The sequence below is a fragment of the Pseudoalteromonas sp. AWH4_217 genome (assembly GCF_056161105.1).
On record NZ_JBSWYM010000009.1, the window covers coordinates 241,776 to 268,237 of the forward strand.

General features: G+C 45.1%; 18 protein-coding genes. 15 read left to right on the top strand and 3 right to left on the bottom strand.

All coding sequences use genetic code 11. The features are described 5' to 3' along the window. Positions 1-42 precede the first annotated feature (42 nt). From ACXAH1_RS13425 to ACXAH1_RS13435, 3 genes are all read left to right on the top strand, one after another. On the top strand, positions 43-2,007 hold the full coding sequence (locus ACXAH1_RS13425; protein ID WP_475197365.1) for a sensor histidine kinase: 1,965 nt from the start codon (positions 43-45) through the stop codon (positions 2,005-2,007). A 68-nt stretch (positions 2,008-2,075) separates the two neighbouring features. Further along, positions 2,076-3,878: a DUF885 domain-containing protein gene (locus tag ACXAH1_RS13430; protein ID WP_475197366.1), complete on the top strand. Its 1,803-nt coding sequence runs from the start codon at positions 2,076-2,078 to the stop codon at positions 3,876-3,878. A gap of 86 nt (positions 3,879-3,964) precedes the next feature. Continuing rightward, on the top strand, positions 3,965-4,471 hold the full coding sequence (locus ACXAH1_RS13435; RefSeq protein ID WP_138551858.1) for a YcgN family cysteine cluster protein: 507 nt from the start codon (positions 3,965-3,967) through the stop codon (positions 4,469-4,471). A gap of 11 nt (positions 4,472-4,482) precedes the next feature. On the opposite strand, the gene ACXAH1_RS13440 is transcribed toward ACXAH1_RS13435, so the two are convergent. The 3 genes from ACXAH1_RS13440 to ACXAH1_RS13450 form a co-directional block, all read right to left on the bottom strand. Further along, positions 4,483-5,568, bottom strand: a complete 1,086-nt coding sequence (locus ACXAH1_RS13440) for an MBL fold metallo-hydrolase (RefSeq protein ID WP_475197368.1) — start codon at positions 5,566-5,568, stop codon at positions 4,483-4,485. 607 nt (positions 5,569-6,175) lie between these two features. Next, positions 6,176-7,126, bottom strand: a complete 951-nt coding sequence (locus ACXAH1_RS13445) for a carbohydrate kinase family protein (RefSeq protein ID WP_475197369.1) — start codon at positions 7,124-7,126, stop codon at positions 6,176-6,178. Further along, positions 7,126-8,262 carry an AGE family epimerase/isomerase gene (locus ACXAH1_RS13450; RefSeq protein ID WP_475197371.1) on the bottom strand — a complete coding sequence of 379 codons (1,137 nt, stop codon included), beginning with the start codon at positions 8,260-8,262 and terminating at the stop codon, positions 7,126-7,128. The genes ACXAH1_RS13445 and ACXAH1_RS13450 overlap by 1 nt, the downstream gene beginning before the upstream one ends. 224 nt (positions 8,263-8,486) lie before the next feature. Between ACXAH1_RS13450 and ACXAH1_RS13455 the strand changes: the two genes are divergently transcribed. The 12 genes from ACXAH1_RS13455 to asd all read left to right on the top strand — a co-directional run bounded on the left by ACXAH1_RS13455 (position 8,487) and on the right by asd (position 26,109). After that, complete coding sequence (locus ACXAH1_RS13455; RefSeq protein ID WP_253044742.1) at positions 8,487-9,761, top strand: sugar MFS transporter; 1,275 nt, start codon at positions 8,487-8,489, stop codon at positions 9,759-9,761. Between the two features lie 197 nt (positions 9,762-9,958). Next, the gene (locus ACXAH1_RS13460; protein ID WP_475197373.1) at positions 9,959-12,310 is read left to right on the top strand and encodes a GH92 family glycosyl hydrolase; all 2,352 of its coding nucleotides are present in this window, start codon (positions 9,959-9,961) and stop codon (positions 12,308-12,310) included. 313 nt (positions 12,311-12,623) lie between these two features. Then, complete coding sequence (locus ACXAH1_RS13465) at positions 12,624-14,513, top strand: methyl-accepting chemotaxis protein (protein ID WP_475197375.1); 1,890 nt, start codon at positions 12,624-12,626, stop codon at positions 14,511-14,513. A 188-nt stretch (positions 14,514-14,701) separates the two neighbouring features. Beyond that, complete coding sequence (locus ACXAH1_RS13470; protein ID WP_138551850.1) at positions 14,702-15,454, top strand: DUF3450 domain-containing protein; 753 nt, start codon at positions 14,702-14,704, stop codon at positions 15,452-15,454. 46 nt (positions 15,455-15,500) lie between these two features. Next, positions 15,501-16,835 (top strand): MotA/TolQ/ExbB proton channel family protein, encoded by a 1,335-nt coding sequence (locus ACXAH1_RS13475; protein WP_432760816.1) that lies wholly within the window; start codon positions 15,501-15,503, stop codon positions 16,833-16,835. A gap of 2 nt (positions 16,836-16,837) precedes the next feature. Further along, positions 16,838-17,365, top strand: coding sequence for a MotA/TolQ/ExbB proton channel family protein (locus ACXAH1_RS13480; RefSeq protein WP_253044734.1), 528 nt, complete (start codon positions 16,838-16,840; stop codon positions 17,363-17,365). A gap of 20 nt (positions 17,366-17,385) precedes the next feature. Next, positions 17,386-17,796, top strand: a complete 411-nt coding sequence (locus ACXAH1_RS13485) for an ExbD/TolR family protein (RefSeq protein ID WP_010381303.1) — start codon at positions 17,386-17,388, stop codon at positions 17,794-17,796. Positions 17,797-17,807: 11 nt separating this feature from the next. Beyond that, positions 17,808-18,413: an energy transducer TonB gene (locus ACXAH1_RS13490; RefSeq protein ID WP_054016584.1), complete on the top strand. Its 606-nt coding sequence runs from the start codon at positions 17,808-17,810 to the stop codon at positions 18,411-18,413. Positions 18,414-18,430: 17 nt separating this feature from the next. Then, complete coding sequence (locus tag ACXAH1_RS13495; RefSeq protein WP_475197377.1) at positions 18,431-19,735, top strand: tetratricopeptide repeat protein; 1,305 nt, start codon at positions 18,431-18,433, stop codon at positions 19,733-19,735. Positions 19,736-19,901: 166 nt separating this feature from the next. Beyond that, the gene (locus ACXAH1_RS13500) at positions 19,902-21,539 is read left to right on the top strand and encodes a hypothetical protein (protein ID WP_475197379.1); all 1,638 of its coding nucleotides are present in this window, start codon (positions 19,902-19,904) and stop codon (positions 21,537-21,539) included. A gap of 78 nt (positions 21,540-21,617) precedes the next feature. After that, positions 21,618-24,350, top strand: a complete 2,733-nt coding sequence (locus tag ACXAH1_RS13505; protein WP_475197381.1) for a TonB-dependent receptor domain-containing protein — start codon at positions 21,618-21,620, stop codon at positions 24,348-24,350. 646 nt (positions 24,351-24,996) lie between these two features. Continuing rightward, positions 24,997-26,109, top strand: coding sequence for an aspartate-semialdehyde dehydrogenase (asd, locus tag ACXAH1_RS13510; protein WP_475197383.1), 1,113 nt, complete (start codon positions 24,997-24,999; stop codon positions 26,107-26,109). The last annotated feature ends 353 nt before the right edge of the window (positions 26,110-26,462 follow it).

Below are 26,462 nucleotides of genomic sequence, written 5' to 3' on the forward strand. Positions count from 1 at the left end.
TTTAGACCTATGATAGTTACAAATGGTTACCGAGTCTTGTTCATGCGTTTTATCTTATTGCTTTTAATGGGGTATTTTTTGTTCGCTGGTAAAGTTGTCAGCGCAAATCAACAGCAAAGTATTCTGTTAGGAGACAGCACAACGCAGCGCTCGCTGAACGACGCCGTTTTTTTCTTTGACTATGATAATCAAATTGATGCGGCTGAGGATGTGCACAGATATTCCGAGCAGTTTGTACCTTTAGACAGGATAGAGAAGCGACCCCAGCACGCACTTTATTCAAAATGGGTAAGATTGACGTTCGATAACAGAAGTCGAAACACTGACTGGGTGCTATCATTTGGCTTTGCAAGACTACCTAAACTCGCAGTATATCAACTGGACGAAGGTACTCTTCGGCAGGTGCACTGGCAGGATGCGCATGCGAGCTTTAGCCAGCGTCCTATTCAGGACCCTCAAATGTACCTGCCCCTTGATGTTAAATCTGGCAAAAGTGAATTTCTGATTGAGTACCAGACTTTTGCAAATGCGCCAGCCAACTTACGTCTGCATTCCCACGCACATTACTTATCGACGTCGCAACTTAGCATTTTAACTAATGCCAGCCTGGCTGGAGTGGTTGCAGCCATTTTGCTCATTGTCATCGTGAACCTGGCTTTTAACCGCAATACAACCAATGTCTTCTACGCTTTATGGACCTTACTTTTCTTACTTATCGTAATCGACATGGCTGGTTTTTCTTTCCAGTATTTCTGGCCTAATCATGGCTTCTTCAGTGGTCAGTTTTCAATCGCTCTGATGGCGACAGTGCCGATATTTCATTTGCTATTCGTACGTGGCTTTTTGCAGCTTAAGCATTATCACCCGACACTTAACTCTGTCTATATTGCAGCAACCTGGCTTTACATTGGTCTGGTCCCTACCGCCTTATATCTGGAAAGCGTATATTACAATTTACTGGCCAGTACGTTCGTTATCCCGCTGTTCGTCTATACCTGTGTATGGAGTTTCAGGCAGAGAGGACCGGGCATGAGAACATTTACCTACAGTCTGATTAACCACCTGGTGTTTCTAAACCTGTTAACCATAGTTGGTGCCAGCTATGGCAATCTTATTGATGTTTTTGACATCACTTCATTTATAAAGGTTGGTTACCTTATTGAAGTGTTGTTGTTTACCGTTGCACTGGCATTGCAACATAAGTCACTTCAGGGCCAGCTGGTCAGGCACCTCGAGCAGCAGGTGAATGCACTCAATCGCACTGTGGACAGCGAGCGCCAGGTGGTAAACGAGCAGGTTAATCAGCTGAAAGCGAAAGAAGAGCAGCTATTTACTGACCTGTCGCACGAATTACGTACACCACTTACCGTGATGAAGATTCAGGTTGAATCATTGCAGTATAACATTGTTGAAAACGTAGAAGATTCTTACGCCAAGCTGATGGCCAAGATTGATGAGTTACACAAATTCATTGACCAGCTGATGTTGGTAACCGGCGATAAAGAGGTTGCCAATATTTTGAAAAAAGAAGAGGTTAAAGTTGCACATTTTATGAATGAAACATTTCAGACCTGCATGACCTATGTCGATCCTAAGAAGGCCAGACTCGAAATCATCAACCGACTGGACCCTCATTTTACCATGCAGTTTGACAGACGTTCTATTGGCAACGCGATCTTAGAAGTGGTTAAAAATGCGCTCAAATATGGCGGCGACGGCGTAGATATCAAAATGAGTGCACTGGTAAATGAGCGAAACCTGGTTTTGCGTATTGAAGATTCGGGCATGCCGCTGTCATATGATGCCCATCGACAACTGTTCCAACCTTTGTTCAGAGAGGAAGCATCGCGCAGTTCACTCAGTGGCGGTAAAGGGATGGGACTGGCCGTGTGCAAGAAAATAATAGAATGTCATGGTGGAAAAATTGATTCACATAATAGCCTGCTTGGCGGCCTGTGCATCGAAATTATCCTGCCTACAGCTGAAGTCGATCTGGCATTGGCATAGAAAACAGTTGTAATCTGTTTGATGTCTGTCAGACTGCGCGCGAATTATTAAAGAGTAAGGTTACAGACATGATAAGAAAAACACTGGTCGCGCTCGTAGTCGGTTTAACATTGAGCGGATGCGAAGTGACTTCCCAACAAGCCCAGTTTCATCAGGTCAGCGCTGAAAAGGTGGATGCAAACACGCAAATGATGGAGCTTGCAGAGGCATACTTCAATGAGAGTGTTACATTGAGCCCGCTGTCAGCAACTTTCTTTGGCATGTCTGAGTACAACGATAAATTCGAATCAGAACTGGGACCTCAAAGCCTGAAAGAACAGCAGGCATTTACCGCCAAATACCTTGGCATGCTAGATAAGATAGAAAGGGAAGGGCTTTCTGGTCAGGCCAAATTGTCTTTTGACATACTTCATTATGAATTGACACAGCAGCAAGCGGCTGAACAGTTCGATGGCCATTTTCTGCCTATCGATCAAATGTATGGGTCACATCACGTTTTTGCCTCATTAGGTTCAGGAGAAAGTGCACAGCCTTTTGAAACAGTAGAAGATTACGGTAACTTTCTTAAACGTGCCGATGGCTTTGTGGCTTGGTTAAGTTCAGCTCAGGAGATGATGTCTCAAGGCATCGAACATCAGGTGGTGTTGCCAAAGGCCATCACGGTTAAAGTTATCCCTCAGTTTAAAACACATGTGGTTGAACGGGCAGAGGACTCCATTTTTTGGGGACCTGTAAAGAACTTTCCGGAATCCTTTTCTGCGCAAGAAAAACACCAGATAGCTCAGTCCTACAAAAATTACATTGAGCGCACCCTGATCCCTGCTTATAGCGACATGGTACAGTTTCTTGAAACTAAGTATCTGCCAGCATCCAGAGAGACAGTGGGGTACAGTGCGTTGCCAAATGGGCAAGCCTGGTACCAACATTACATCAAAGAGAATACGACGCTGGATATGAGTGCAGAAGAGATCCATGCGCTTGGCCTGAGCGAAGTAAAGCGTATTCGCGATGAGATGGGAAGGGTCAAAGAGACGGTTGGGTTTGATGGTGACCTGCAGCAGTTCTTTCAACACTTGCGTGACAGTGACGAATTTTACTTTTCGTCAGAAGCTGAACTGATAAAAGCGTATGAAGAAGTGAAAAAGAAAATTGATGCGCGCGTGCCTCTTTTATTTGATATCCAGCCAAAGGCAGATTACGTTGTTAAGCCCGTTGAAGCATTCAGAGCAGCATCGGCAGCCGGCGCGTCATACGAAAGTCCCGCGCCGGACGGATCGCGCCCGGGTGTGTTCTATATCAACAGTCATAACCTGAAGGCACAGCCCAGGTTTATTGTCGAAACCTTGTCAATACATGAAGCTGCGCCCGGTCACCATTTTCAACTGGCATTGCAACAGGAAATAGAAGATCTGCCGAAGTTCAGAAAGTTTGGCGGCTCAACGGTATTTGTCGAAGGCTGGGCGCTGTATGCCGAGAGTCTGGGTAAAGAACTGGGTTTGTTCACCGACCCTTATCAATGGTATGGCCGTCTGGCGGATGAACAATTAAGAGCGATGCGCCTGGTTGTTGATACCGGGCTACATGCCAAAGGCTGGAGCCGTGAGCAGGCCATAGAGTTTATGTTGAATAACTCCTCTATGGCGAAAAGTGATGTAGAAGCGGAAGTCGAGCGTTATATCGCATGGCCGGGTCAGGCCGTATCATATAAAGTCGGCCAGTTTAAAATTCGCCAGCTGCGCGAATATGCTGAGCAGGCGCTGGGTGAGCGGTTTGATATTCGCGCCTTCCACAACCAGGTATTAATTGACGGCGCCGTCCCCATGCCTGTATTACAGGATAAAATCGAGCGCTGGGTGAAATCTCAGCTCTAGCACCATAGTGTTTAAGGCCAGCTTTGCGCTGGTCTTGTTCTTTTAGTACAATCTGCGACCCTTTAGTTTGTGGCAAGTGCGAAGTTATGAGTACAACTCCTTTTTGGATAGAGAAATCGTTGGAAGAAATGAACCAGCAGGAGTGGGAAGCTATTTGTGATGGCTGCGCAAAGTGCTGTTTGCATTCCTTTATAGACTCTGACGAAGAAGAGGAAGAACAATTTAGTAGCACAGATGTACTTCGAGAGGGTGAAGAACTGCTCTATACCGATGTTGTGTGTCAGTACAGCGATGAGCAGACTTGCGCATGTACCCGTTACACAGAAAGACAAACATTAGTCCCCTCATGTGTCCAATTAACCAAGGACAACCTCAAAGATATTTTCTTTATGCCTCAGTCATGTAGTTATCGCAGGCTTCATGAAGGTCGTGGTCTTGCCAGTTGGCACCCGCTGTATCATAACGGCTCGAAACAGGCCATGCATGATGCAGGGATCAGTATTTTGGGCAAAGCTATTAGTGAAAACGACGTGGACCTGGAGCATGATTTCGAGGACCACATCGTTACTTGGCCTGAGCTGGATGCCGACTAGGCAACGTCTCATTAAAAGTGAACACTTTCTCCTTCGTTGAGAATATAGAGTGGTTGTTGCGGTGCAATTGCTTGTTTTACATGCAACAGCCTGAACAAAGCTGAGTGTGACGTCAGATCGCCCATCTTCCAGCTCATGTTACCGTACCCCCAAGGTACCACCTGCTTGCAGTTAAGGTCGTTAGCTGCTGCAAGCATATCTTCGGGCGTTAAATGTACATTTCGATACCACTTAGCATATTCGTCATGGTGATAAGAGGCGATTGGTAACAGGCAAACATCAATGTCGCCGTAACGTTGCTGTATGTCACGGAAGTGGGGTGAGTAACCGGTATCACCTGCGTAAAACAACGTTTTTCCTTCAAATTCAAAGAGCCAGCCTCCCCAAAGTGTGGCGTCGTTGTCTTCTGTGATATAGGGCACAATGATCCTGCTACTAAAGTGGTGTGCCGGTACGAAATGCACAGTAAGCTCTTGGTTTTGCGCACTCGCATACCAGGCCATTTCCTTAATTTTGTAACCGCCATCTGAAAAATAGTCCGCAAACCCCAGCGGTGTATAATAAGTTGGTCCGGTCCCCAGAGTGTCTATGTCTGATTTATTGAAGTGATCATAATGTATGTGGGAATAAACAACGGTGCTCAGCTGGTCCAGCTCAGGTTCAGAAGGCCAGTCTGGTTCAGTTCGATAAAAGCCTCCGGTCAGCTTGAATCCAACGTCTATCGGCCAGTCAAATTGTTCGCTTACCGGATCTACTAATACTTGCTGGCCATCGGGCATAGTCAGTAAAAAGCTCGCATGACCCAGCCATTTTACGTTAAAACCGAGTTCAGGGATTATGTCGGGGCGATCGCCTATGTACTGACATTGCTCCATGTCGCCCTGGCATTGAATAAGTGGCGTATCCGGATAACACGCTTCTTCACAGGTATAGGGATATGTTTCTGGTTGTTTGTATAGGTTGGCAAACCGGTCAGTATACCCCTCGGAAGTCTTATACTTAACAACAGTTTGATCTGACTGTTCAACCGCAACTTTATTGGCAGTACATGCACCAAGAAAAAGAGTTAAAGGAAAGAGTAAGTAGGCTTTGCTCATATAATGGGTCTTTTTTAGTTCTTCTAATGTGTTAGGCTTTGGTTGCATAGTACAAGTGACAGGCATAATATCAAACATTCAGATGTAAACAGGTATGTATTTGGCCGGGTGTTGTTGTCAGAGGTATGTAATGGATAGAGTTGCGCCTGAAACTTGGTACGCAGTGGGCTTTTTTTTCTCTCTTATTTTAGGGCCATTTTTTATTGGCCTGTGTTTGATGAAACTTTATCGGTTTTATCGGCCCAAGAATGTGCCAGAGCCTGATGAGAACTCAGTGTTGGTAGTGTCCCAGATAAGTGCTCAGCGGGATGGTTTTTTTAAGATATATCTGCTTGGTCTGGCGGTGTGCTCACCCGGGTTTTACTACATCTATATGCGTTTTCTGGTGCACATTTAACCCTCAGGCGTGTAAAACCAATTTTACTTAATACCTGTTCAATTTGAAGGAGCAAATATGCCGCTAACGGTGTTAAAAATTTCTCATCTAGAGCAACTAAATAGCGAAATTTTTGCCTAGTTATCGACGATATTTTCTCGCCTCAAAATAGAACACTTAATTAAGCAATTTGGTATAAAGGGACATCCTTGTACCTTCTCTCACAAAGTTTTATTCAACATCTTCGAAGCTGGGTAATGAATCAAACGCGCCATAGCGTGTTACAGCAAATGCACCACAGCGGCTGGCATAAGCAATAGCACTGTTCACCGCTGATTGGTTTGCCAAAAACGCATCAATACTTTGCTCATTCTGAGCACGAATAATTGCTGCCAATAATCCGCCAACGAATGCGTCTCCCGCGGCGGTGGTGTCAACAGCATTTACGTCCGGGACATTCACAGTGCTTTGATAAGACTGCCCATAAAAGTGAATGGGGTTTTTACCGTCGGTGACGACCAGTAACTGCACATTGGCCGCCGTTATGGCTTCAATAGTATGCGACAGTGGTTGTTCTGGGTGGCTTTGTGCGTTCAGAAATACCAGCTCTTCATGGGAGAGTTTAAAGATATCTGAAAGCGAAATTACATGCCAGATGCGTTTGGTACAGTGGGTCAGAGATGTCCACAGATTTTCTCTCAGGTTCATATCGAAACTTGTGTGCATGCCGTGCTCACGAGCCTGAGTTAACGCATAAATTGTCGTTTTATAGATGTTGCTTTCTGTCAGGCTGTTACTGCACACATGTAACAGTGAATGGGTGTCAAACATTGTTTCGGCAAAATCGTCTGCCCGAAATAACAGATCGGCTGCGGGCGGACGGTAGAAACTAAAACTTCGCTCTCCCGTGTCGTCCAGTGAAACAAATGCCAATGCTGTCTTTGCTTTGTCTGTCACTTTCACATAATCACAGTTAACTTCATACTGCGCCAAAGCGCGCTTGATAAAGTGACCAAACATGTCGTCACCGACCATGCCACAAAAGCTTGCGTTTATGCCTTGACGCGCTGCTGCGACCGCTACATTTGCAGGCGCGCCACCAGCATATTTTGTAAAAGATTCAGGCTCTTTGCCGTCTGAAAGAAAATCGATCAGAGCTTCACCAAAACATACCAGGCTCATTATACCTCCCGCTTAAGTTGTTGTGCTCTCAGTACCTCGTAGCAAGCACCCATGGTATGATAATCCGTTTTTCCGGCCGGACTTTTTTCATTGCTGTAAGCTTGATTATTACAATCCAGGATCCGATACCAGGCGCCGTGTTCATGATCAATCATGTGCGCCCAGCAATACTGCCATATTTTGTCATACCACTGCCAGTAGCGGTCTTCGCCTGTTGCATCGGCAAGTAAGGCCGCAGCTGCGAAGCTTTCAGCTTGCACCCAGAAATACTTGTCAGAATCACAAATGCCGCCATCAGGTGCAAAGCCATAAAATATCCCGCCGTTCTTTGGGTCCCAGGCGATGTCTAAAGCCTTGTCAAATAAAGCTCTTGCACGCTCCAGCATCCAGTCTTGTGGACTATGGCGATACAGGATCAGGAGTAACTTACTCCATTCGGTTTGATGTCCGGGCTGAAAGCCCCACGGACGGAAAAGGTGTTTAGGGTTATCCAGATTATATTGCCAATCAATTTGCCATGCGCTTGTATAATGTTCCCAGATAAGTCCGTCAGCCAACTCAGCCTGCTGTACCGTCATCGTAAAGGCAAGTGATTGAGCACGCTCTAAAAACTTACTATCTGTTGTTGCTTCAAAGCACATTAATAATGCTTCACACATATGCATATTGGCATTTTGGCCCCGATAAGGATCAGCACTGCTAAAATCGCCGTTGTATTCATCTAAATAGAGCTGAAATTCAGGTTGATAGTATTTTTCTTCCAGCAAAGTCCAGACGGACTCTATGGTCGTCGCAGCCGATGTTATGCCCGCCTTGAGCGCCACCGCATTGGCCAGTAAAACAAATGCGAGTCCATAGCAATGGTTCGTATCGTCCTCGATCTGGTTTTTATCCAGCACCCAGGCGTATCCGCCGTCAGGTTGCTTGTGTGATTGTTCCAGAAATTCCAGACCGTGTTTTACTTGAACCAAATAGTTAGGATTGGATGTTTGCAAATAAGCCATGGCATAGTTAAAAACAAAACGTGTACTCGAAACTAAGTGGCGCACATGTGCATTGTAAACCGTACCGTCATCGAGAAAGTGGTGAAAGAACCCACCCTGGGGATCGATGCATCTTGGATGATAGAACGCCATTGTCCTTTCAATATGTTTAAGTAAAAATTGATCGCTTCTGAAGTTTATTGACATAACCTTTCCAGTCATTGGGGATTCCGCCAGAGCAAATTGACCCAGCATTGCTTACTTTTGAACTCACTTTAGCATTATCAAAATCAAATTGGAACGGTCCAATAAAACATTTGTGATTTTTCTGTAACAGTGTGTAGAATCTCTAAATCCTTTAACACGGAGTATTTCAAGTGAGTGAAATCAACACTAACCAAAGTTATGTTGCCAGTGGAGATGCAAAAAACAACAACTATTTGTTGCCATTGACAGCAATGACGACCCTGTTTTTCTTGTGGGGATTTATTACTGTATTAAATGACGTACTTATCCCGCGTCTTAAAGCGGTGTTTGACCTGAGCTATACCGAAGCAATGCTGGTACAGTTTTGTTTCTTCAGCGCTTATTTTATCGTGTCTTTACCTGCCGGCGCGTTTTTGAAGCGTTTTGGTTATAAAAATGGTGTACTGACGGGCCTTGTAATAGCGGCCGGCGGATGTTTGTTGTTTTACCCGGCTGTTGTCGTTCATGAATACTGGCTTTTCCTGACGGCCTTGTTTGTGCTGGCGTCGGGTATTACCGTATTGCAAGTATCTGCAAACCCATATGTAGCAGCCCTTGGGCCAGAAAAAACGGCTTCCAGTCGGTTAAACCTGGCACAGGCCCTTAATTCACTGGGGACTACTGTAGGTCCCGCCGTCGGCGGCATGTTGCTGTTCGGTGCTGGTGCCAGCATGGCAACCGATGCGGCCAGTGCTGACTCGGTTAAAGTGCCTTATCTGATGCTCGCTGGTGCGCTGTTACTTATCGCGGCAGTGTTTGCATTTCTAAAACTACCCACCATTGAAGCGCATACTGAAGAGGGTGACTGTAAGGCTCGCGGCCATAAGCTGACAGAAGCGCCACACTTAGTGATGGGGGTTGCAGCCATTTTTTGCTATGTCGGTGCTGAAGTGGCAATTGGTAGCTTTTTGGTAAATTACTTTGCAGAGCCTTCAATTGCAGGTATGGAAGAGCATACCGCAGCGAAATACATCTCCTACTACTGGGGTGGCGCTATGGTAGGGCGGTTCATTGGCTCGGCCGCACTTCAGAAGATCGCACCTTCAAAAGCCCTGATGTTTAACGCAATTGCAATTATAGCGTTGTTACTGCTAACTATGTCTACCGATGGTAAGCTGGCCATGTTTGCGGTGCTAGCCGTAGGTCTGTTTAACTCAATTATGTTCCCGACTATCTTTTCCATCGCCATTGAAGGTCTGGGATCTTTGACCAGTAAAGGGTCTGGCTGGCTATGTCTGGCAATCGTAGGGGGCGCATTGATCCCGTTAGTGCAAGGCCTGGTGGCTGATAACGCCGGGATCCAGATTAGCTTCATAGTACCTATGGTGTGTTACGTCTTTATCGCCTGGTATGGCCTGAACGTTGTGTCACTTTACAAGCGGTGGCAGCAAAAGGTTGAAAGTTAAAATTTATCACATCAAGCCGGCGCCATAGCCGGCTTTTGTTATTCAGTCGTTAGCCATTGTCTTTTTCCTCCTGCTATACCTAGATTATTCGCATTTATTTCTTATCTTGTTTCTATTGAATACGTATTCATTTGCAGTGTAAGATAATGTGAGTTGGAACGGTCCAAATAATAACAAATTAAAGATAGGAGAGATGCATGTTTCGCATCATATCGGCAGCCACAACGGCTGCTTTGATATCTGTCTCATCGTTAGGGGTGGCGCAGGAGTCTAATACGCAGTGGGTAGATCCATTTATAGGTACTGGTGGTGACGGCCATACGTTTCCCGGTGCGGTTGTGCCTTTTGGCATGGTACAACTTAGCCCGGATACCGACAATCCAATGCGCGGCGTCTCACCGCAGCCTGAGATATACAAGCGATGTGCCGGATATCATTACGACGACACCACGATAGTCGGTTTCTCTCATACGCACTTTTCAGGCACAGGTCATTCAGACCTTGGGGATCTGCTGGTTATGCCAATCAGCGGTGAGGTAAAAACCAATCCCGGTACGGCGGAAGATCCAGATTCAGGGTATCGTTCACGTTTTTCTCATCAGCAGGAATGGGCAGAGGCTGGTTACTATGGGGTTGAGTTGCAAGATTACAATATAAAGGCTGAGCTCACTGCGAGTCCCAGAGTAGGTATGCATCAGTATACCTTCAAAAACGGCGGTCAGGGCCATGTTTTGTTTGATCTCACCAGCGCTATATACAACTTCGAGAACAAGGTTATCTGGAGCGATATTCGTAAAATCAATGATACAACATTGGTCGCTTATCGAGCCACCAATGGCTGGGCGCGTAACCGTCAAATGTATTTTGCGATAGAGTTTTCTCAACCTATAGATAACTACCGTTTTATCAATGAAGACAATATGCGTTATCGTTGTATGGGATGTCTTGGTAAAGAAAAGCATTCTACTATCGAAAATAAAGCGGTGAAAATGACAGCTGGTAAAGCCGTTAAGTTCGTAGCAAGTTTTGCTGACGTCGAAAATAAACCGTTGAAGATTAAAGTAGCGCTTTCTGCGGTTAGCCGCAGTAATGCGCTCGAAAACCTCAAAGCTGAGATCCCTCACTGGGATTTCGATAAGGTGCGCGCAGATGCAAATGCTCAGTGGGCTACCTATCTGGACAAGGTAGACGTAGAGGGCACCCGTTCCGAAAAGCGTCAATTTTACACGGCGCTCTACCATGCGTTACAGGCGCCAAGTTTATATCAGGACGTTAATGGGCAGTACCGCGGCGTAGACGGTGAAATTCATGACGGTAAGGGCTTTGAGCATTATACTTTGTACTCGCTTTGGGATACCTATCGAGCGTTACACCCGCTGTTGACCTATATCGACCCTGACAGAGTGTCTGGCATGATACAGTCTATGCTGGTTCACTATCAGCAAAGCTATGAAAAGATGCTGCCTATCTGGTCATTCCATGCACATGAGACCTGGACCATGATTGGCTATCATGCGGTATCAGTTATCGCCGATGCCTATCTTAAGGGGATCCGGGATTATGATGTAGATCTAGCCGTTGAAGCTATCATCAATACGGCCAACAACCCAGTTTATGATGCCATCCCTGAGTACAAAAAGTTTGGTTATGTGCCTATGGATGTATTGCCAGAATCTGTCTCTATTACACTGGAATATGCCTACGACGATTTTGCGATTGCCAGAATGTTTGAGGCGATGGGTAAAAGCGAGCAGGCGAAGCAATATTACGCACGCGCTATGAGCTACAAAAATGTGTTCGATCCACAAAGTGGTTTTATGCGCGGTCGCGACAGCCAGGGTCGATGGGATCCAGAGTTTAACCCTTTTAAAGCAAAGTACATGGGGCCTTTCACGGAAGGAAACGCCATGCAGTACAGCTTTTATGTGCCTCAGGATGTAGCCGGGTTGATCGATTTGATGGGCGGAGATGACGCCTTTACTCAGCGCCTCGATGATTTGTTTGACACGCCATTGTCTCAAGAAATGATTAAGGAGCATGAAGATATTGCAGGCCTGATTGGTAATTACGCTCACGGCAATGAACCAAGCCATCATATTGCCTATTTGTATAACTATGCAGGCAAGCCCTGGAAAACCCAGGAACGAATTCGCCAAATCATGGACACGCTGAGTTCGGATAAACCAGATGGTCTTGCAGGCAATGATGACGTTGGTCAGATGTCTGCTTGGTATATTTTCTCTGCAATGGGCTTTTATCCAGTAGCGCCTGGCGACCTGGCTTATGCAATTGGCGCACCTCAAACACCAAAGGTCACGCTTAAGCTCGCAAACGGTAAGCAGTTCACAACAACAGCCGTGGGGTTGAGCAAAACACATAAATATATTCAGTCGGTTACCTTAAACGGAAAGGCACTAGAGCGCAGTTACCTGACACACGATGACATCATGGCTGGAGGTGAGCTTAAATATGTGATGAGCGATAAACCAAATAAAAATTGGGGTCAAGGCCTGACGGCAAGACCGCCAGCTTTATCTGAATATAAGTAAACTCGCATGTCGACCAGATGATCACATAACAAGCCTGACTGAGTTGAACCAGGACGCAGGTAAAAACTGCGCCGCACGAAATAAAGACAAGTTTGTGATGATCATTGTAACTAATAAAATAGGTGGGGTTTGTCCCGCCTTTTTTCATTTTGAGCCGTGAAACCTGAACAATAACTAATCAGTTGAAAAATAAATCGTGAAAACAAGTGTATAATTAACTTTAGGCAACAAAAGTTTCGCCGATAAGGTAAGACAAACTCGTTAAGATTTGGTAAAACAAATTTGTATTAGTAGAATTAAGACAGGGCTTCCCATGTTCAGTGCGCTCAAATTTACAACTAAAATAACACTGGCCGCTTCATTGGTGCTGGTGATCGTACTTTCCCTTTTTACCGTGAACAATTTTATCCTGATGCGCTCACAAACGCAGGCCCAGTTAACCCTGGTGTTACAGGAGATTTCTGAGTCGGTTTCGCAAAATATTGCTAACTGGTTAAACGACAGGTTGGACATAGTCAGCGCTGTTGCCGGTGGACACCGCAGTAGTGACGCTTACTCAGACATACTAAGGCGTGTTCAGACCGCACATGAGGCTGGTCACTTCAAGAATACTTTTATCGGTACGCCTGATGGCCAGTTTGTACTAAATGATACAACAGTGGTATTGCCGAGCGATTTTGATGCTACGCAAAGACCTTGGTACAAATTGGCGGAGCGAAAGCAAGACACTGCGTTTACCACGCCTTATATCGATGTGACAAGCAACGAGCTCACCATCACAGCCGTTGTGCCCATTATGAACAATGGGCGTTTCTCTGGTGTCGCCGGGGGAGACATCGACATGGCAACTATCACAAACATAGTGAATGAAATTGACTTTCTCGGCTATGGGTATGGTTTCCTGTTAGATGCGGAAGGTCGGATCCTAAGCCACCCAGATACCCAACTCAACGATAAACCAATGACAGATCTGTTTGGTACTAAACTACCTCTGTCCGAGTCATTCGCTGATCTGACTATAGACGGTAAAGAAAAGCTGGTGTCTTTTGTCAAAATGCGGGGTATTAAAAATGTCGACTGGTACCTGGGCGTAGTGATCGACAAGGAGATAGCCTACAGCTCTGTGGCGTCTTTTAGAAATATGGCCCTGATCTATATGCTGGTGGGCGTTGTGGTGATTGTGGTGATGTTACAGTTACTACTGAAATATCTGATGCGGCCAATGGTTCATTTAAACGAAGCGATTAAAGACATAGCCCAGGGAGAAGGCGATTTGACCCGCAGGCTGGAGGTTGAAAACAACGATGAGTTTGGTGAGCTGTCCAATTACTTCAACCTGTTTGTAGACAAAATCCATGAGAGTATCTCTAAAGTAAAAGAGACCACACTGGCACTTGAGCAGGTTATGGCGGGGCTGCAATCGCAAACACAGGGCGCACTCGATATCTACACAGAGCAAACCAAACGTACCGACAGTGTCGCGACGGCCATCAATGAATTGTCGTCCAGTGCTGTAGAGATTTCAAATAATGCCAAACACGCCTCAGAGCTGGCGACTGAGGCAAATAGTTTGTCCAGTCAGGGCCAAGTGGCACTGAATGCCAACATTGAAGAGATTGGCTCTCTCAGTGCTAAAATGCAGGAAGCACAATCGACAATTGATGGCCTGGATAAACTCACCGCAAGTATAGGTCAGGTGCTGGAAGTTATTAAAGGCGTCAGTGAACAAACCAACTTGCTGGCGCTTAATGCCGCAATCGAAGCAGCACGAGCCGGCGAAGCCGGACGAGGGTTCGCTGTTGTGGCCGATGAAGTAAGACAGCTAGCCCAGCGTACCCAGGAGTCGACTCAGGAAATTGAAAATACGATAGGTGAATTGCAGCAAGGTTCGGCATCAGCCGTTGCGGTCATGAAATCAAGTATTGATGACTCCAGCAATAGCGCCCAGCAAGCGCAATCCGCAGGGACTAAGATGCAGGAAGTTACCCATGCCATCGACTCTATTGATGGTGTAAACCATGCCGTTGCCAGCGCAACGCAAGAGCAAAATGCAGTGATCCAGTCACTCGACAGTGATATTCATGGGATCAGTGATTTGTGTGTCGAAGGCAGTGACAGTCTGACCAAGACGCTCCAGGAATGTCAGACATTAAAATTGCAATTTGATGAACTCGAAAACATGCTCGCCAAATTTAAAGTGTAATCTTTCTCAAGGCTGCGAATACGCAGCCTTTTTTAATTTATTGCATAAGTATAAATAAACCCCTCCATGACCGATATATGACATCTGTAACCTAAATGTATTTTTAGCGCAACATGGATGTCATTTAGGCACATTAGACTGCACGCAATTCCAATATAGCAACAAGCAAATATTAAAAGGTGTATGCGATGAAGTGCGTTAACCACTTGCTATTAGCAGGTATGGTCGCCGTTGCGGCTAATGCTCAGGCAAATGATCTGGACAAGGTCATTGATTCAAGTTCGGCTATTAACCAGTCAGCCCTCCAATCTCAGAATAAAATCAATTCTATTGCAGATGACATGCAATCAAGACTGCAAAAGTTCAGAACACTGAATAAAGAAATTGACGGCCTGGTTGTTTACAACAGCCAGTTAGACAAGCAGATCAAAAATCAACTAGAAGAAATGGCTGCGATTAACGAGTCTATGGATCAGGTGTCTGTGATTGAACGTCAGATCACGCCGCTGATGATGCGTATGATCACAGGTCTTGAGCAGTTCGTTGCACTGGATGTTCCTTTCCTAAAAGAAGAGCGTGCAGAGCGCATTGCTAAATTACAAGCAATGATGGACCGCGCGGATGTTTCTTCAAGTGAAAAGTTCCGTCGCGTACTCGAAGCCTATCAGGTAGAAGTTGAGTACGGACGCACCATCGAAGCTTACTCTACTTTGCTGACGGTAGACGGTCAGGAACGAGAAGTCGATATGCTACGCATTGGTCGCCTTGAACTGCTTTACGTGACTAAAGATGGCAGCAAAGCGGGCAGCTGGAACAAAGACAGCAAGTCATTTACTGCACTGCCAGACACCAACATCAGTCAAATCAACAAGGGTATCCGCATCGCGCGTAAGCAACTGGCACCGGATATGTTAACTCTGCCAATTCAGGCTGCAGAATAAGAGGTATATGATGAACTTTTTTAAATCTTTCAGCCTAAAAACCGTAATGGCAGCAACGCTTGCATTATCTAGCTCAGCGTTTGCAGCAGAACAAGCAATGGACCTGGATACACTGTTAAAGCAACTTGAACAGGGTCAGAGCGCACAAAATGCACAAAATGCACAGCGTGAAGCCCAGTTTAAAGCGCAACAGAGTGAGCAGGTAAGAATGTTGCGCGAATTGACCGCTAACCGTGATGGCGAACTCAATCGTTCGGAGCGCCTGGAAACTCAGTTCGAAGAAAACGAAATTAAGCTAGGTAATTTGGGCGACACCCTGTCAAAGCGCATGGGTTCATTGAAGGAACTGTTTGGTGTGCTTCAGCAAGTAGCAGGCGATTCAAGCAACAAGTTCCGTACCTCAGTTGTATCTGCAGAAATTCCTAACCGTAGTGCGTTTATGGATGACATGGCCAAACGCATGGGCTCAAGCACTAAACTGGCGTCTATCGAAGACATTGAAAAAGTATGGGTTGAGCTGCAACGTGAAATGACAGAGCAAGGGAAAGTATCTCGCTATACCACGGATGTGATTGTTGCAGGCGGTGCCAAAGAGCAAAAAGAAGTTTTGCGTGTTGGTGCGTTTAACCTGATTGCTGATGGTAAATACCTGTCTTACAACCCGGAAACCAATACACTGTCTGAGTTGACCCGTCAACCTACAGCGCGTTTCATGGAGAGTGCGGCTGAGCTTCAATCTGCGCAATCTGGTGCCGTTGACTTTGCACTAGATCCGACAGGCGGTTCAATCCTGGGTCTGCTGGTTCAGGCGCCAAACACCAAAGAACAAGTGGAGCAGGGCGGAGCCGTTGGTTACGTTATTCTGGGTGTTGGTCTGATTGCCTTATTAATTGCCCTTGAGCGCTTTATCTCTCTGATGATTATGGGTGCGAAAATCAACCGCCAGCTTAAAGATTCTGTTGCACGCGAAGACAACCCGCTTGGCCGTGTAATGAAAGTCAAAGAGCAATATCCGGATGTTGCCTATGACACATTGGAGCTTAAGTTAAGTGAAGCTATCTTGCGTGAAATGCCGAAAATTACACGTAACCTGACTCTGATTAAGATTATCTCAGTGGTAGCGCCCCTATTGGGTCTGCTTGGTACTGTAACCGGTATGATTAATACCTTCCAGGCGATTACCCTGTTTGGTACAGGTGACCCGAAACTGATGGCCGGTGGTATCTCAACAGCGCTTGTTACAACCGTACTGGGTCTGGTGGTCGCGATTCCTACCGTATTCCTGTACACCTTGCTTAACACGCGTTCTCGTAATTTGCTGCTTATCCTTCAAGAGCAAAGTGCAGGCATCATTGCTGAGCGCAGCGAGAAAGGAGCGTAATTGTGGTTCTTTTAGTAGATGCAATCAATGCGCTACGTGAGTTCCTAGACACAGGTGGCCAGGTTCTCCTGGTCATCGGACTGGTCACATTTGTTATGTGGCTGTTGATCCTCGAACGCTTTATGTTTGTGTTCGGCAAGTTCAGAGCCTATCGCAAAGATCTGCTGAACAGCTGGACAAGTCGAGAGGAAAGAAACAGCTGGAACGCAGAGCAGATCCGTCAGGCCATGATCTCACGAGCAGGAATTCAGCTTAACTCAAACCTGCCTTATATCAATGTCATGGTTGCCTTGTGTCCGCTACTCGGGCTGCTAGGTACGGTAACCGGCATGATTGAAGTATTTAACGTAATGGCAATCACAGGGTCGGGAAGTGCCCGGTCTATGGCTGCCGGTGTTTCTAAAGCAACAATCCCAACTATGGCCGGTATGGTTGGCGCGCTGTCAGGGGTTTTTGCCTCTACTTTCTTGCAACGTAAGGCAAAGCGCGAAGTAGAACTGTTAGAAGACAAGCTGTTGCTTGATCACTAGAAAAGAATTGAGGAAACGTAATGAGAGCTCCATTAGCAAAGGTTTTTCAGGAAGAAGAAGCCGAAGAAATTAACATGACACCCATGTTGGACGTTGTATTTATCATGCTTATCTTCTTCATCGTAACTGCATCGTTCGTTAAAGAAGCTGGTATCGATGTAAACCGCCCTGAAGCAGCCACGGCAGTTAAAAAGCAGCGTGCAAATATACTTGTTGCCATTTCAGACAAAGGTGAAATTTGGATTAACAAACGCCAGGTCGATATCCGCGCTGTACAGGCAAACATTGAGCGTCTGAAAGCGGAAAACCCACAGGGTAGCGTGGTCATTCAGGCCGATAAGAAAGCAACAACCGATACCTTAATCAAGGTAATGGATGCATCTCGTGCTGCAGGCGCATTCGATGTATCAATTGCGGCCCAGGAATCATAGGAATAGAAAAGATGCGTTACTTACTAGCACTCGTTATTGCAGGTATTGTGACTTTTTTCTTGTTTCTTGGCATGCAGGCACTGATCACAGGCGGAGAAGGCAAGATGGACGAGCCTGTTAAGGGCAACGTGCTTGATTTTGTCCGCCTGAAAAAAGAAGAAACTGTTGAGAAAAAAGAACGAAAACCACAAAAACCACCTACACCCAAAGAGCCTCCTCCGCCAATGGATGCGCCTCAAATGCAAAGCAACAATCTGGATGCTGCTGGCGCCGATTTCAACTTCAGCGCAGACGTAGCGGCTGATGTTGATCTCGCTGGTGGCCTGGCCTTGGAATCCAGTGACGGTGAATATTTGCCTATTGTTAAAGTGGCACCTGTTTACCCCAGACGCGCTCTTTCAAGAGGGATCGAAGGGTATGTCATCGTAGAGTTTGTCGTAACAAAGCAAGGTACAGTCAGAAATCCGGTTGTGGTGAAAGCCGAACCAGAAAATATATTTGACCGGGCAGCAATGGACGCAGCGTTGAAGTTCAAATACAAGCCGAGAGTTGTGAATGGTGAGGCCGTTGAGGTCGCCGGTGTTCAGAACAAGATCTCATTCCAGATTAACGGCTAGAGTAAAAAGGTGCGATTATGAAAACGTTTAAAAAGCTACTACTTGTCAGTGCATTAAGTTGTACCGGTCTGGTAGCCCCAAGTCTGTTATCTGTTTTGCCCGGCGTTGACCTTGCCGTTGCAAACGCTGAGACTAAAACTAAGCGAGTGCCGGCATTGCGTGAAAAGGTATACAGTCAGCTTGCGAGAGCGCAAAAGCTTGCCGATGAAGGGGATGTTAAAGGCGGTCTTGAGGTACTTGATACCATCAAGAAACGCGCAGGCAGCATGAACTCTTATGAAGTGGCAATGATGTATAACTTCTATGGTTTCATCTATTACAACGAAAATCAGCTGGACAAAGCCATTGCTTCTTTTGAGTTGGTGGTAGCTGAAGAGGCCATCCCAGAGTCATTACGATTATCTACTACATTTAGTCTGGCACAGCTGGCAATGGCTAATGGTGATTATAAAGCAACGGTAGAATATCTGGACAACTGGAAGAAGATAAATACTCAGCCAGTTAAAAGCAATTATTATGTATTGAAAGCGCAAGCACTTTACCAGGATAAGAATTACCAGGCAGCTGTAGAGAATATAAACCTGGCAATATCGTTAACTGAAAGTGAAAATAAAGTACCAAAAGAAAACTGGCTGGTTTTGCAGAGGGCTTTATATTATTCACTTAATCAGCCAAGAAAAGTTGCAGAAGTCCTCGAGAAAATGATTAAGCTGTTTGATAAACCAGAATACTGGGTTCAGCTTGCAGGTATGTTTGGTGAGCTTGGAGCTGAGAAAAAGCAGCTTGCTATTCTCGAAACTGCTCATCAGCGTGGTTTTATAAAGAAGCGTAGCGATATAATCCAGCTTGCTCAGGTCTATCTTTTTAATGGCTTGCCTTATAAGGCTGCCGTTGCATTAGAAGAAGGCATTAAAAGTGGCGTGGTTAAGGGTAATGCAAAGAACTATGCATTCATCGCAGAAGCGTATGTCCAGTCTAAAGATGAAGATAAGTCTATCGATTTCTTCGCTAAGGCAGACAAAGAAGTTGAGCATGGTAACTACCTCCAGCGTATTGCCGAAGTCTACATTAATCTGGAAAAGTTTGATGAAGCCGCGGATTCTGCCAGAGCTGCCTTGGAAAAAGGTGCTTTAACGTTCGAGTCTAATGCTTATGTTGCATTGGGTATGGCTCAATATAACCTTAAAAACTTCGATGCTTCTATACTGGCGTTTGAACAGGCGGAAAAGCACAAAAAATCGGCTAATCTTGCGAAGCAATGGATTAAGTACGTAAAGCGTGAAAAAATTCACGCTGAAACATTAAAACAAGCACTGTTATGATTTTATAATCGCAACACCAAAGCCGCCTTCGGGCGGTTTTTTTATGTTTAAAAGTCAAATGTCATCTTTATTTACCAAAAGTGTAACCTTATCGTCATGAGGTGAATCTATTCTGTACCCAAGCTTTTTATTGCGCTTATAACTATTACTTTTTCGGAGATATAAAATGAAACTTGCTGGGTTATTTAAAGTAAGCCTTATCACTTCTGCTTTGGTTCTTGCTGGCTGTGGCGGTGATGTCAATATAACACCAACTACAAATGACAATCGCGTAGATAACTCTCAGGATGTCGTATCACCAGGTACGGGTGGCGACGTTGATAACGGCGACAAAGATTCGCCGACTGCAATTACTTGTGCTAGTTATACAATGGATGGCACCGAATATAAAGGTGAGCCAGATTCAGATAACAAGAACTGTGTTTATTCTCAGGCATTCGCTAGCTACGCAAAAGACATTACATCTTCTTTCCTGATTAACGCACTTCCTAATGGCGGCGCACACATCTTTGAAGGTGCTCTTTTCATCGGTAAGGACGTTGATACTTCTAAAGGCGAAACTGTTAATACTGACGGACCAACTCTGACAATCGAAGCCGGTGCAAACATCGCATTCACCAAAGCTGAAAACTTTGTTCGTATTGCTCGTGGTGCGAAAATCAACGCTCTCGGTGAGGTAGATAAGCCAATCACCTTTACATCAATTAATGAAATTGACGGCGATGACACAACTGTACCTGCGATGCAGGACTGGGGTGGTATTCAGGTAAACGGTATGGCTCAGACTGTTGAATGTTCAAAAACTGAGGCAGAGCAAGGTCAATGTAACGTAGACGCAGAAGGCGTAGTTTCTTACTACGGCGGCAATAACAACGAAGACAGCAGTGGTGTACTACAACACGTTGTAGTTAAATATGCAGGTTTCGGCGTTGAAGGCGACGAACTTAACTCAATTACCCTAAATGCGGTTGGTTCAGGCACAACTGTTGACTATGTACACATCCACAATGGTTACGATGATGGTATCGAGCTATTCGGCGGTACAGTTAATATCAAACACATTGTCGTTACTGAAACAGCAGATGACGGTATCGACTGGGATACAGGCTGGAAAGGTAACGGTCAGTTCATTTTGGTTCAAACGTTAACTCAGGGTAACCACGGTTTTGAAACTGACGGTGGTAAAAAAGATCCTTCATCTGCTGATGGTCAGGATCGTGCAACAACGGTATCTTACCCAACTATCGCTAACGCAACTGTTGTTAGTAATGGCGTAAAAGGTCCACGTGGTTACGGCGCAGGTATGGAAATGAAAGAGTGGGGTAAAGCTCAGCTTCATAACATGTTGTTTGTAAACGCGGGTACAGAAGCCGGTGCAGGGTGTTTTGACCTTTACAATGAAAAAGACAAATCTACCCCTATGGGTGTTCACGCTAATGCCAAAGCTGGCGACATCGCGTTCAAAAACTCTGTATTTGCATGTGGCCTGAACTTCGAAGCGGTTAAAGAAACGCTTACTGGTGACCTGGCTGATTTCGACATCGAAGCTTGGTTCACAGCAGCTGACAGCGGCAACAAACTAATCGGCTTTAAAGATTTTGCCAGCGTACTGGGCGAGAACGGTGTTGCAACTAAAGGCTCAATTCTTGATAAAGATGGCAACACAGTGGCTGTCGAAAGCAGCAAGCTGAGCGAAGACAATTCATTCTTCGAAGATGTTACCTACATCGGTGCAATCGGCGAAAGTGAAACAGACACTACTTGGGCGAAATTTGTTGCTATGTCTTTAGAGCGCACGAAGTAATCTAATCCATTTCTAGCTTTTAACAGGGCGCATTCATGCGCCCTTTGTGAATCCGGTTTTGGTTTAGAGGAACGACAAATGAAACCAATCAAAAAGTTTAAAACCAATTTGATCACGCTTTCTTTGCTTTCTCTTACTTCCCCTTTGGCTGTACATTCGGTTTCAGCAGAAGAGACAGCGCAAGAGATTGAAGAAGTAGTTGCGGTGGGCAGCCGCCTTAAAGGCAGTGCCAGTGCAGTTATTGAAGAAAGGAAAAATCAGGCCTTCGTTGCTGATATCATGGGTGCAGAGCAGATCTCGCGCACCGGTGACAGTGATGCAGCGTCGGCACTTCGCCGTGTAACAGGTCTGAGCCTGGTAAACGATAAGTTTATTTATGTGCGTGGTCTGGGTGAGCGATATTCAAGCGTACGATTAAATGGCGCTCAGGTTCCAAGTCCTGACTTAACGCGTAACGTAATTCCGTTAGATATCTTTCCATCGAGTATCATTGAATCTCTCGCTGTGCAAAAAGCATATTCACCAAATATGCCAGCAGCGTTTGGTGGCGGTGACGTAAATATCCGTACCAAAAGTATTCCCAGTGATCGCGTCCTTAAGTTAGAGATTGGTGTTGCACATAAAGACACTAACAGCAAAGGCTTTGTTTACAACGGAAGCGATGACGACTGGTTAGGAGAAGACGACGGCCTGCGTGGTATGCCGGTTGCGGTAACCAATGCGCTGAGCAAATATGTAAATGGCATATCGGATATCTCACGTCTGAACATTCGTGCTGTAGAAGCACAAGACCGAGGTGAAGCGGTAACACAGCAGCAGGCAATCGAGCTTAATAAAGACATTACCAAAGCACTGCATCGCGATTTTGGCATGGTTGAAAAAGACCTGGATCCTGATGTTGGCGGTAAACTGGTTTATGGCGACCGTTTTGACGACCTGTTCGGTTTGGGTGGGCAGTTTGGCTTTTTAGCGTCATTGGCGTACGACCATGAATGGTCACACAGTAAAGGCTATACGGCAGTTCTGGCGTCGGTAGACAATGCCGATTCTAACTGTGGCGAAAGCCCATTGGCTTGTTATTCCGCTCGTGATGACAAAGAGTCAACTAAGAAAAATGTTAAGTTAAACAGTTCACTGAGCCTTGGCTATAAAATCGATGACCATGATCTGACGGCAAGCTTTATGAAGCTTCGCGACACAGAAGATGAAGCGTCAGTGTCCATTTACCAGGAGCCTTCTAAGTCTCTGAGTAAAGAAGACGGCGAAGTTCAGCGTAAGCATTTGACCTCTTTCGAACAACGCGAATTGGAAATAGTCCAGCTCCGCGGTACACATAACTTAAATTATGATTTCCTTAAGAGCGTGAACCTCGATGGCCTCGGTTTTGACTGGCATTATACGGATTCTACGGCAACCACTAACATCCCAAGCGAGCTGGAAATTACAGCAAGAGATCGTTATGAAGATGGGGCGTATGTCGAAACCTATACCAGCGGCGCACTAGGTGGCGATCCTTTCTTATATCGCTTTGTCGATATGGAAGATAAAGTTGAAAACTACGGCTGGAACTTATCTAAAGCCTTTTATTTCGACAATTCAGAGCTTGAAGTCAAAGGCGGTGGTTATTTTGTAGAGAAAACACGTGACTATCGTACTGATTTCTTTAAATATCGCTTTGGCCCTAATGAAGTGATCAGCCTTGCTGATACTCACAGTCAGGCACTGGGTATGGGCAGCTACTTTAAGGACGATGCAGTAGTAGATAGTGTCGATGTAGAACTGTTGTTCCAGGAACCAACAGCAGATGACTATCTTGCTGCACAAAAAATCGATGCTTACTTTGGCGCATTCGACTACGTCTTTAAAAACGACTGGCGACTCTCTGGTGGTTTGAGATATGAAGATTTCAGACAAGTCGCACTGGCATTTTCTCGTTCAGCTTATGACTCAGCATTATTGCAAGATAAATTAAGCGAAGAAGCGATTAAAGATGCTACTGTGATGGAAGATGAAACATTCGGATCATTGTCCATGACATACAGCCAGGAAGGCTATCAGGTTCGTTTTGGCTGGGGTGAAACCATCGTTCGTCCAGATTTACGTGAACTTACACCTGTTCAGTATCAAGATCCGCTAACAGATTACAGAACTTTGGGTAATCCAACTTTGCAATCAAGCTATCTTGATAACTTCGACGCGCGAGTCGAGTTCTATTTCGACGGTGGTGATAACTTCTCAGTTGGTGCCTTCTATAAGGACATCGATAAGCCAATTGAAGCACAGCTTACTGAACGCGACGGTCGTTTCACACTTGAGTTTGAAAATGCCGACAGCGCCTATGTATACGGTCTGGAAGCTGAGTGGTTGGTCGAGTTGTCAGCAGATATGCTAGGTGGTGCGTTCTTTACGTCTGGAAACCTGACAGTCAGTGATTCTGAAGTTGAAATTTTAGAAAGTGCACGTGGTGATTTAACAAATATTAAGCGCCGAATGAGTGGCCACTCGAAATACGTAGCCAACTTTCAGTTGAATTACGATTCGCACAACGGTAACCACCAGGGTTCATTAATATATAATGTATTTGGTGACCGCATCCTGGCGGCAGGTGTAAATGGATTCGACGATGCGTACGAGCAGCCAATCAATTCTTTGGACCTTGTGTATAGTTATTATCCAACGTTTAACACAACGATTACTGTAAAAGCTAAGAACCTGCTTGGTCAGGACTTTGAAGTTCAGCAAAACGATGTAGTTATTCGTTCTCGTGAGAATGCACAGCAAATTAGTCTAGATGTTTCTGTTGAGTTCTAAAGATTCGCGGTTTGAGCGAGAAAAAGCCTGACCTTCGGTCAGGCTTTTTTAATTCTGACATCTATTTACCTTAAGATCTGACAGTTAGCGTTGAAACTATTTACTAAAACTGTATCGTTGTGACGCGTATTGACGGGGCGCAGTTTTACTTTTTCAAATTGCATACTTTGTAAATTAGACTGAGTAAAAATCTGCATTGAAGCAAAGTTTCTTATTTAAGATGCCTTAGTTTAAGGTGTGGCTTACGCTTTCAATAGAAGCGTTTATTGGCAGTGTAATGTAAACGAGACTTAAGTCAGTTTTAAGTTACAAATTATTTTCTTTAATTTCAGCTTGTTGTAATCAAAATTACTTGAATACTCGCTAAACTTAAGCCATACTTTGTTCTAATTTAGTACTGCAATTTTATGATAATTTGACCTGAGCTCAAATTATCAACAACCTGGTTCTAAACTGTTGCTTAGGCGACAGTGTGGGACACAACCTTTACATGTTGTATCCAAACCCCGCTTTCGCGGGGTTTTTTATGATTAATGTTCAATTTTGACGCTAAAAGTATAGTTTCTTATAACAATGTTTGCTATTTTTAGACGTCTAGACATACCTCTCACGCAAAATACTCAATGATTCAAAAAAAGGTAATACCATGAAAAAAGTAGGACTAATTGGTTGGCGTGGAATGGTCGGCTCTGTGTTGATGCAACGTATGCACGAAGAAAATGACTTTTCTGATATTGAACCTTATTTCTTTACAACATCGCAAGCCGGTCAACCGGGGCCAGAAGTTAAGTCTCAGTCCAAGGCATTGTTAGATGCATATGATCTCGGTAGTCTCTGTGAGATGGACATCATTTTGTCTTGTCAGGGCGGCGATTACACAAAAGCAGTGTACGATAAATTAAAAGAAACTGGCTGGCATGGTTACTGGATTGATGCGGCTTCAGCTTTGCGAATGTCGTCGGATAGCATTATTGTCCTGGATCCGGTGAACAGAGATGTAATAGAGCAGGGTCTTGAGCAGGGCGTGAAGACCTTTGTTGGTGGTAACTGCACCGTGTCACTGATGTTACTGGCCCTGGGTGGGTTGTTTGAACAGGATCTGATTGAATGGGTCAGCCCGATGACATATCAGGCAGCTTCCGGAGCCGGCGCACGAAATATGAAAGAGCTGATCTCTCAGATGGGCGAAATACATGATTCTGTGAAAACACAGCTGACAGATCCCAGTGCGGCAATACTCGAAATTGACAAACTTGTAGCCGAAAAGCTTAAGTCACAAAGCTTGCCTACAGATCAGTTTGGTGTACCTCTGGCCGGTAGCTTGATCCCTTGGATTGATGTACCTATGGAAAGTGGCCAGAGTAAGGAAGAATGGAAGGCACAGGTCGAAGCAAATAAGATCCTGGGTTCAAGCAAGCAACCGATCCCAGTTGATGGGATCTGCGTTCGTATCGGTGCAATGCGCTGCCATGCTCAGGCATTAACGATTAAGTTAAGAGAAGACATTGCGATTGAAAAAATAGAAGAAATTTTAGAAGCGCACAACGAATGGGTTACGGTCATTCCTAATGATAGAAAAATAACCGAACAGGAGCTGACACCCGTTAAAGTGACGGGTACACTGAATATCCCTGTTGGTAGAATACGTAAACTGACGATGGGCCCGGAGTATATTAGCGCATTCACCGTAGGCGATCAGCTACTTTGGGGTGCTGCCGAGCCTTTACGTCGTATGCTGCGGATTATTGTAGAGCAATAAAGCCCACGTTCTAAAAGTTTCAGATAAAAGCATCAAGCAAGGCTTAGTGCTTTTATCTGTCATTCGTTTCAGCAGAAAATAGACTGTCAATTTGGACATGACATACGTCGTATATAGTAATACAGAGCAAACCAGCTAATTTGCTGAACCCACATTAGAAGCTGTTACTTATATATTACATCCTATAATATATATTATGTTAAATGGTTTGTTTTATAAAAATAGCTTCTCCATAGCCCTACTTATCTTGTGTTACTAGCTTTGTAACTCCACCCAACCTAGTACAGCTCATTAGTAGAATTATGCTGCCTCAAGGTAGCCAACTGGAGTCATGTCTTCCAGCGCATCGTGAG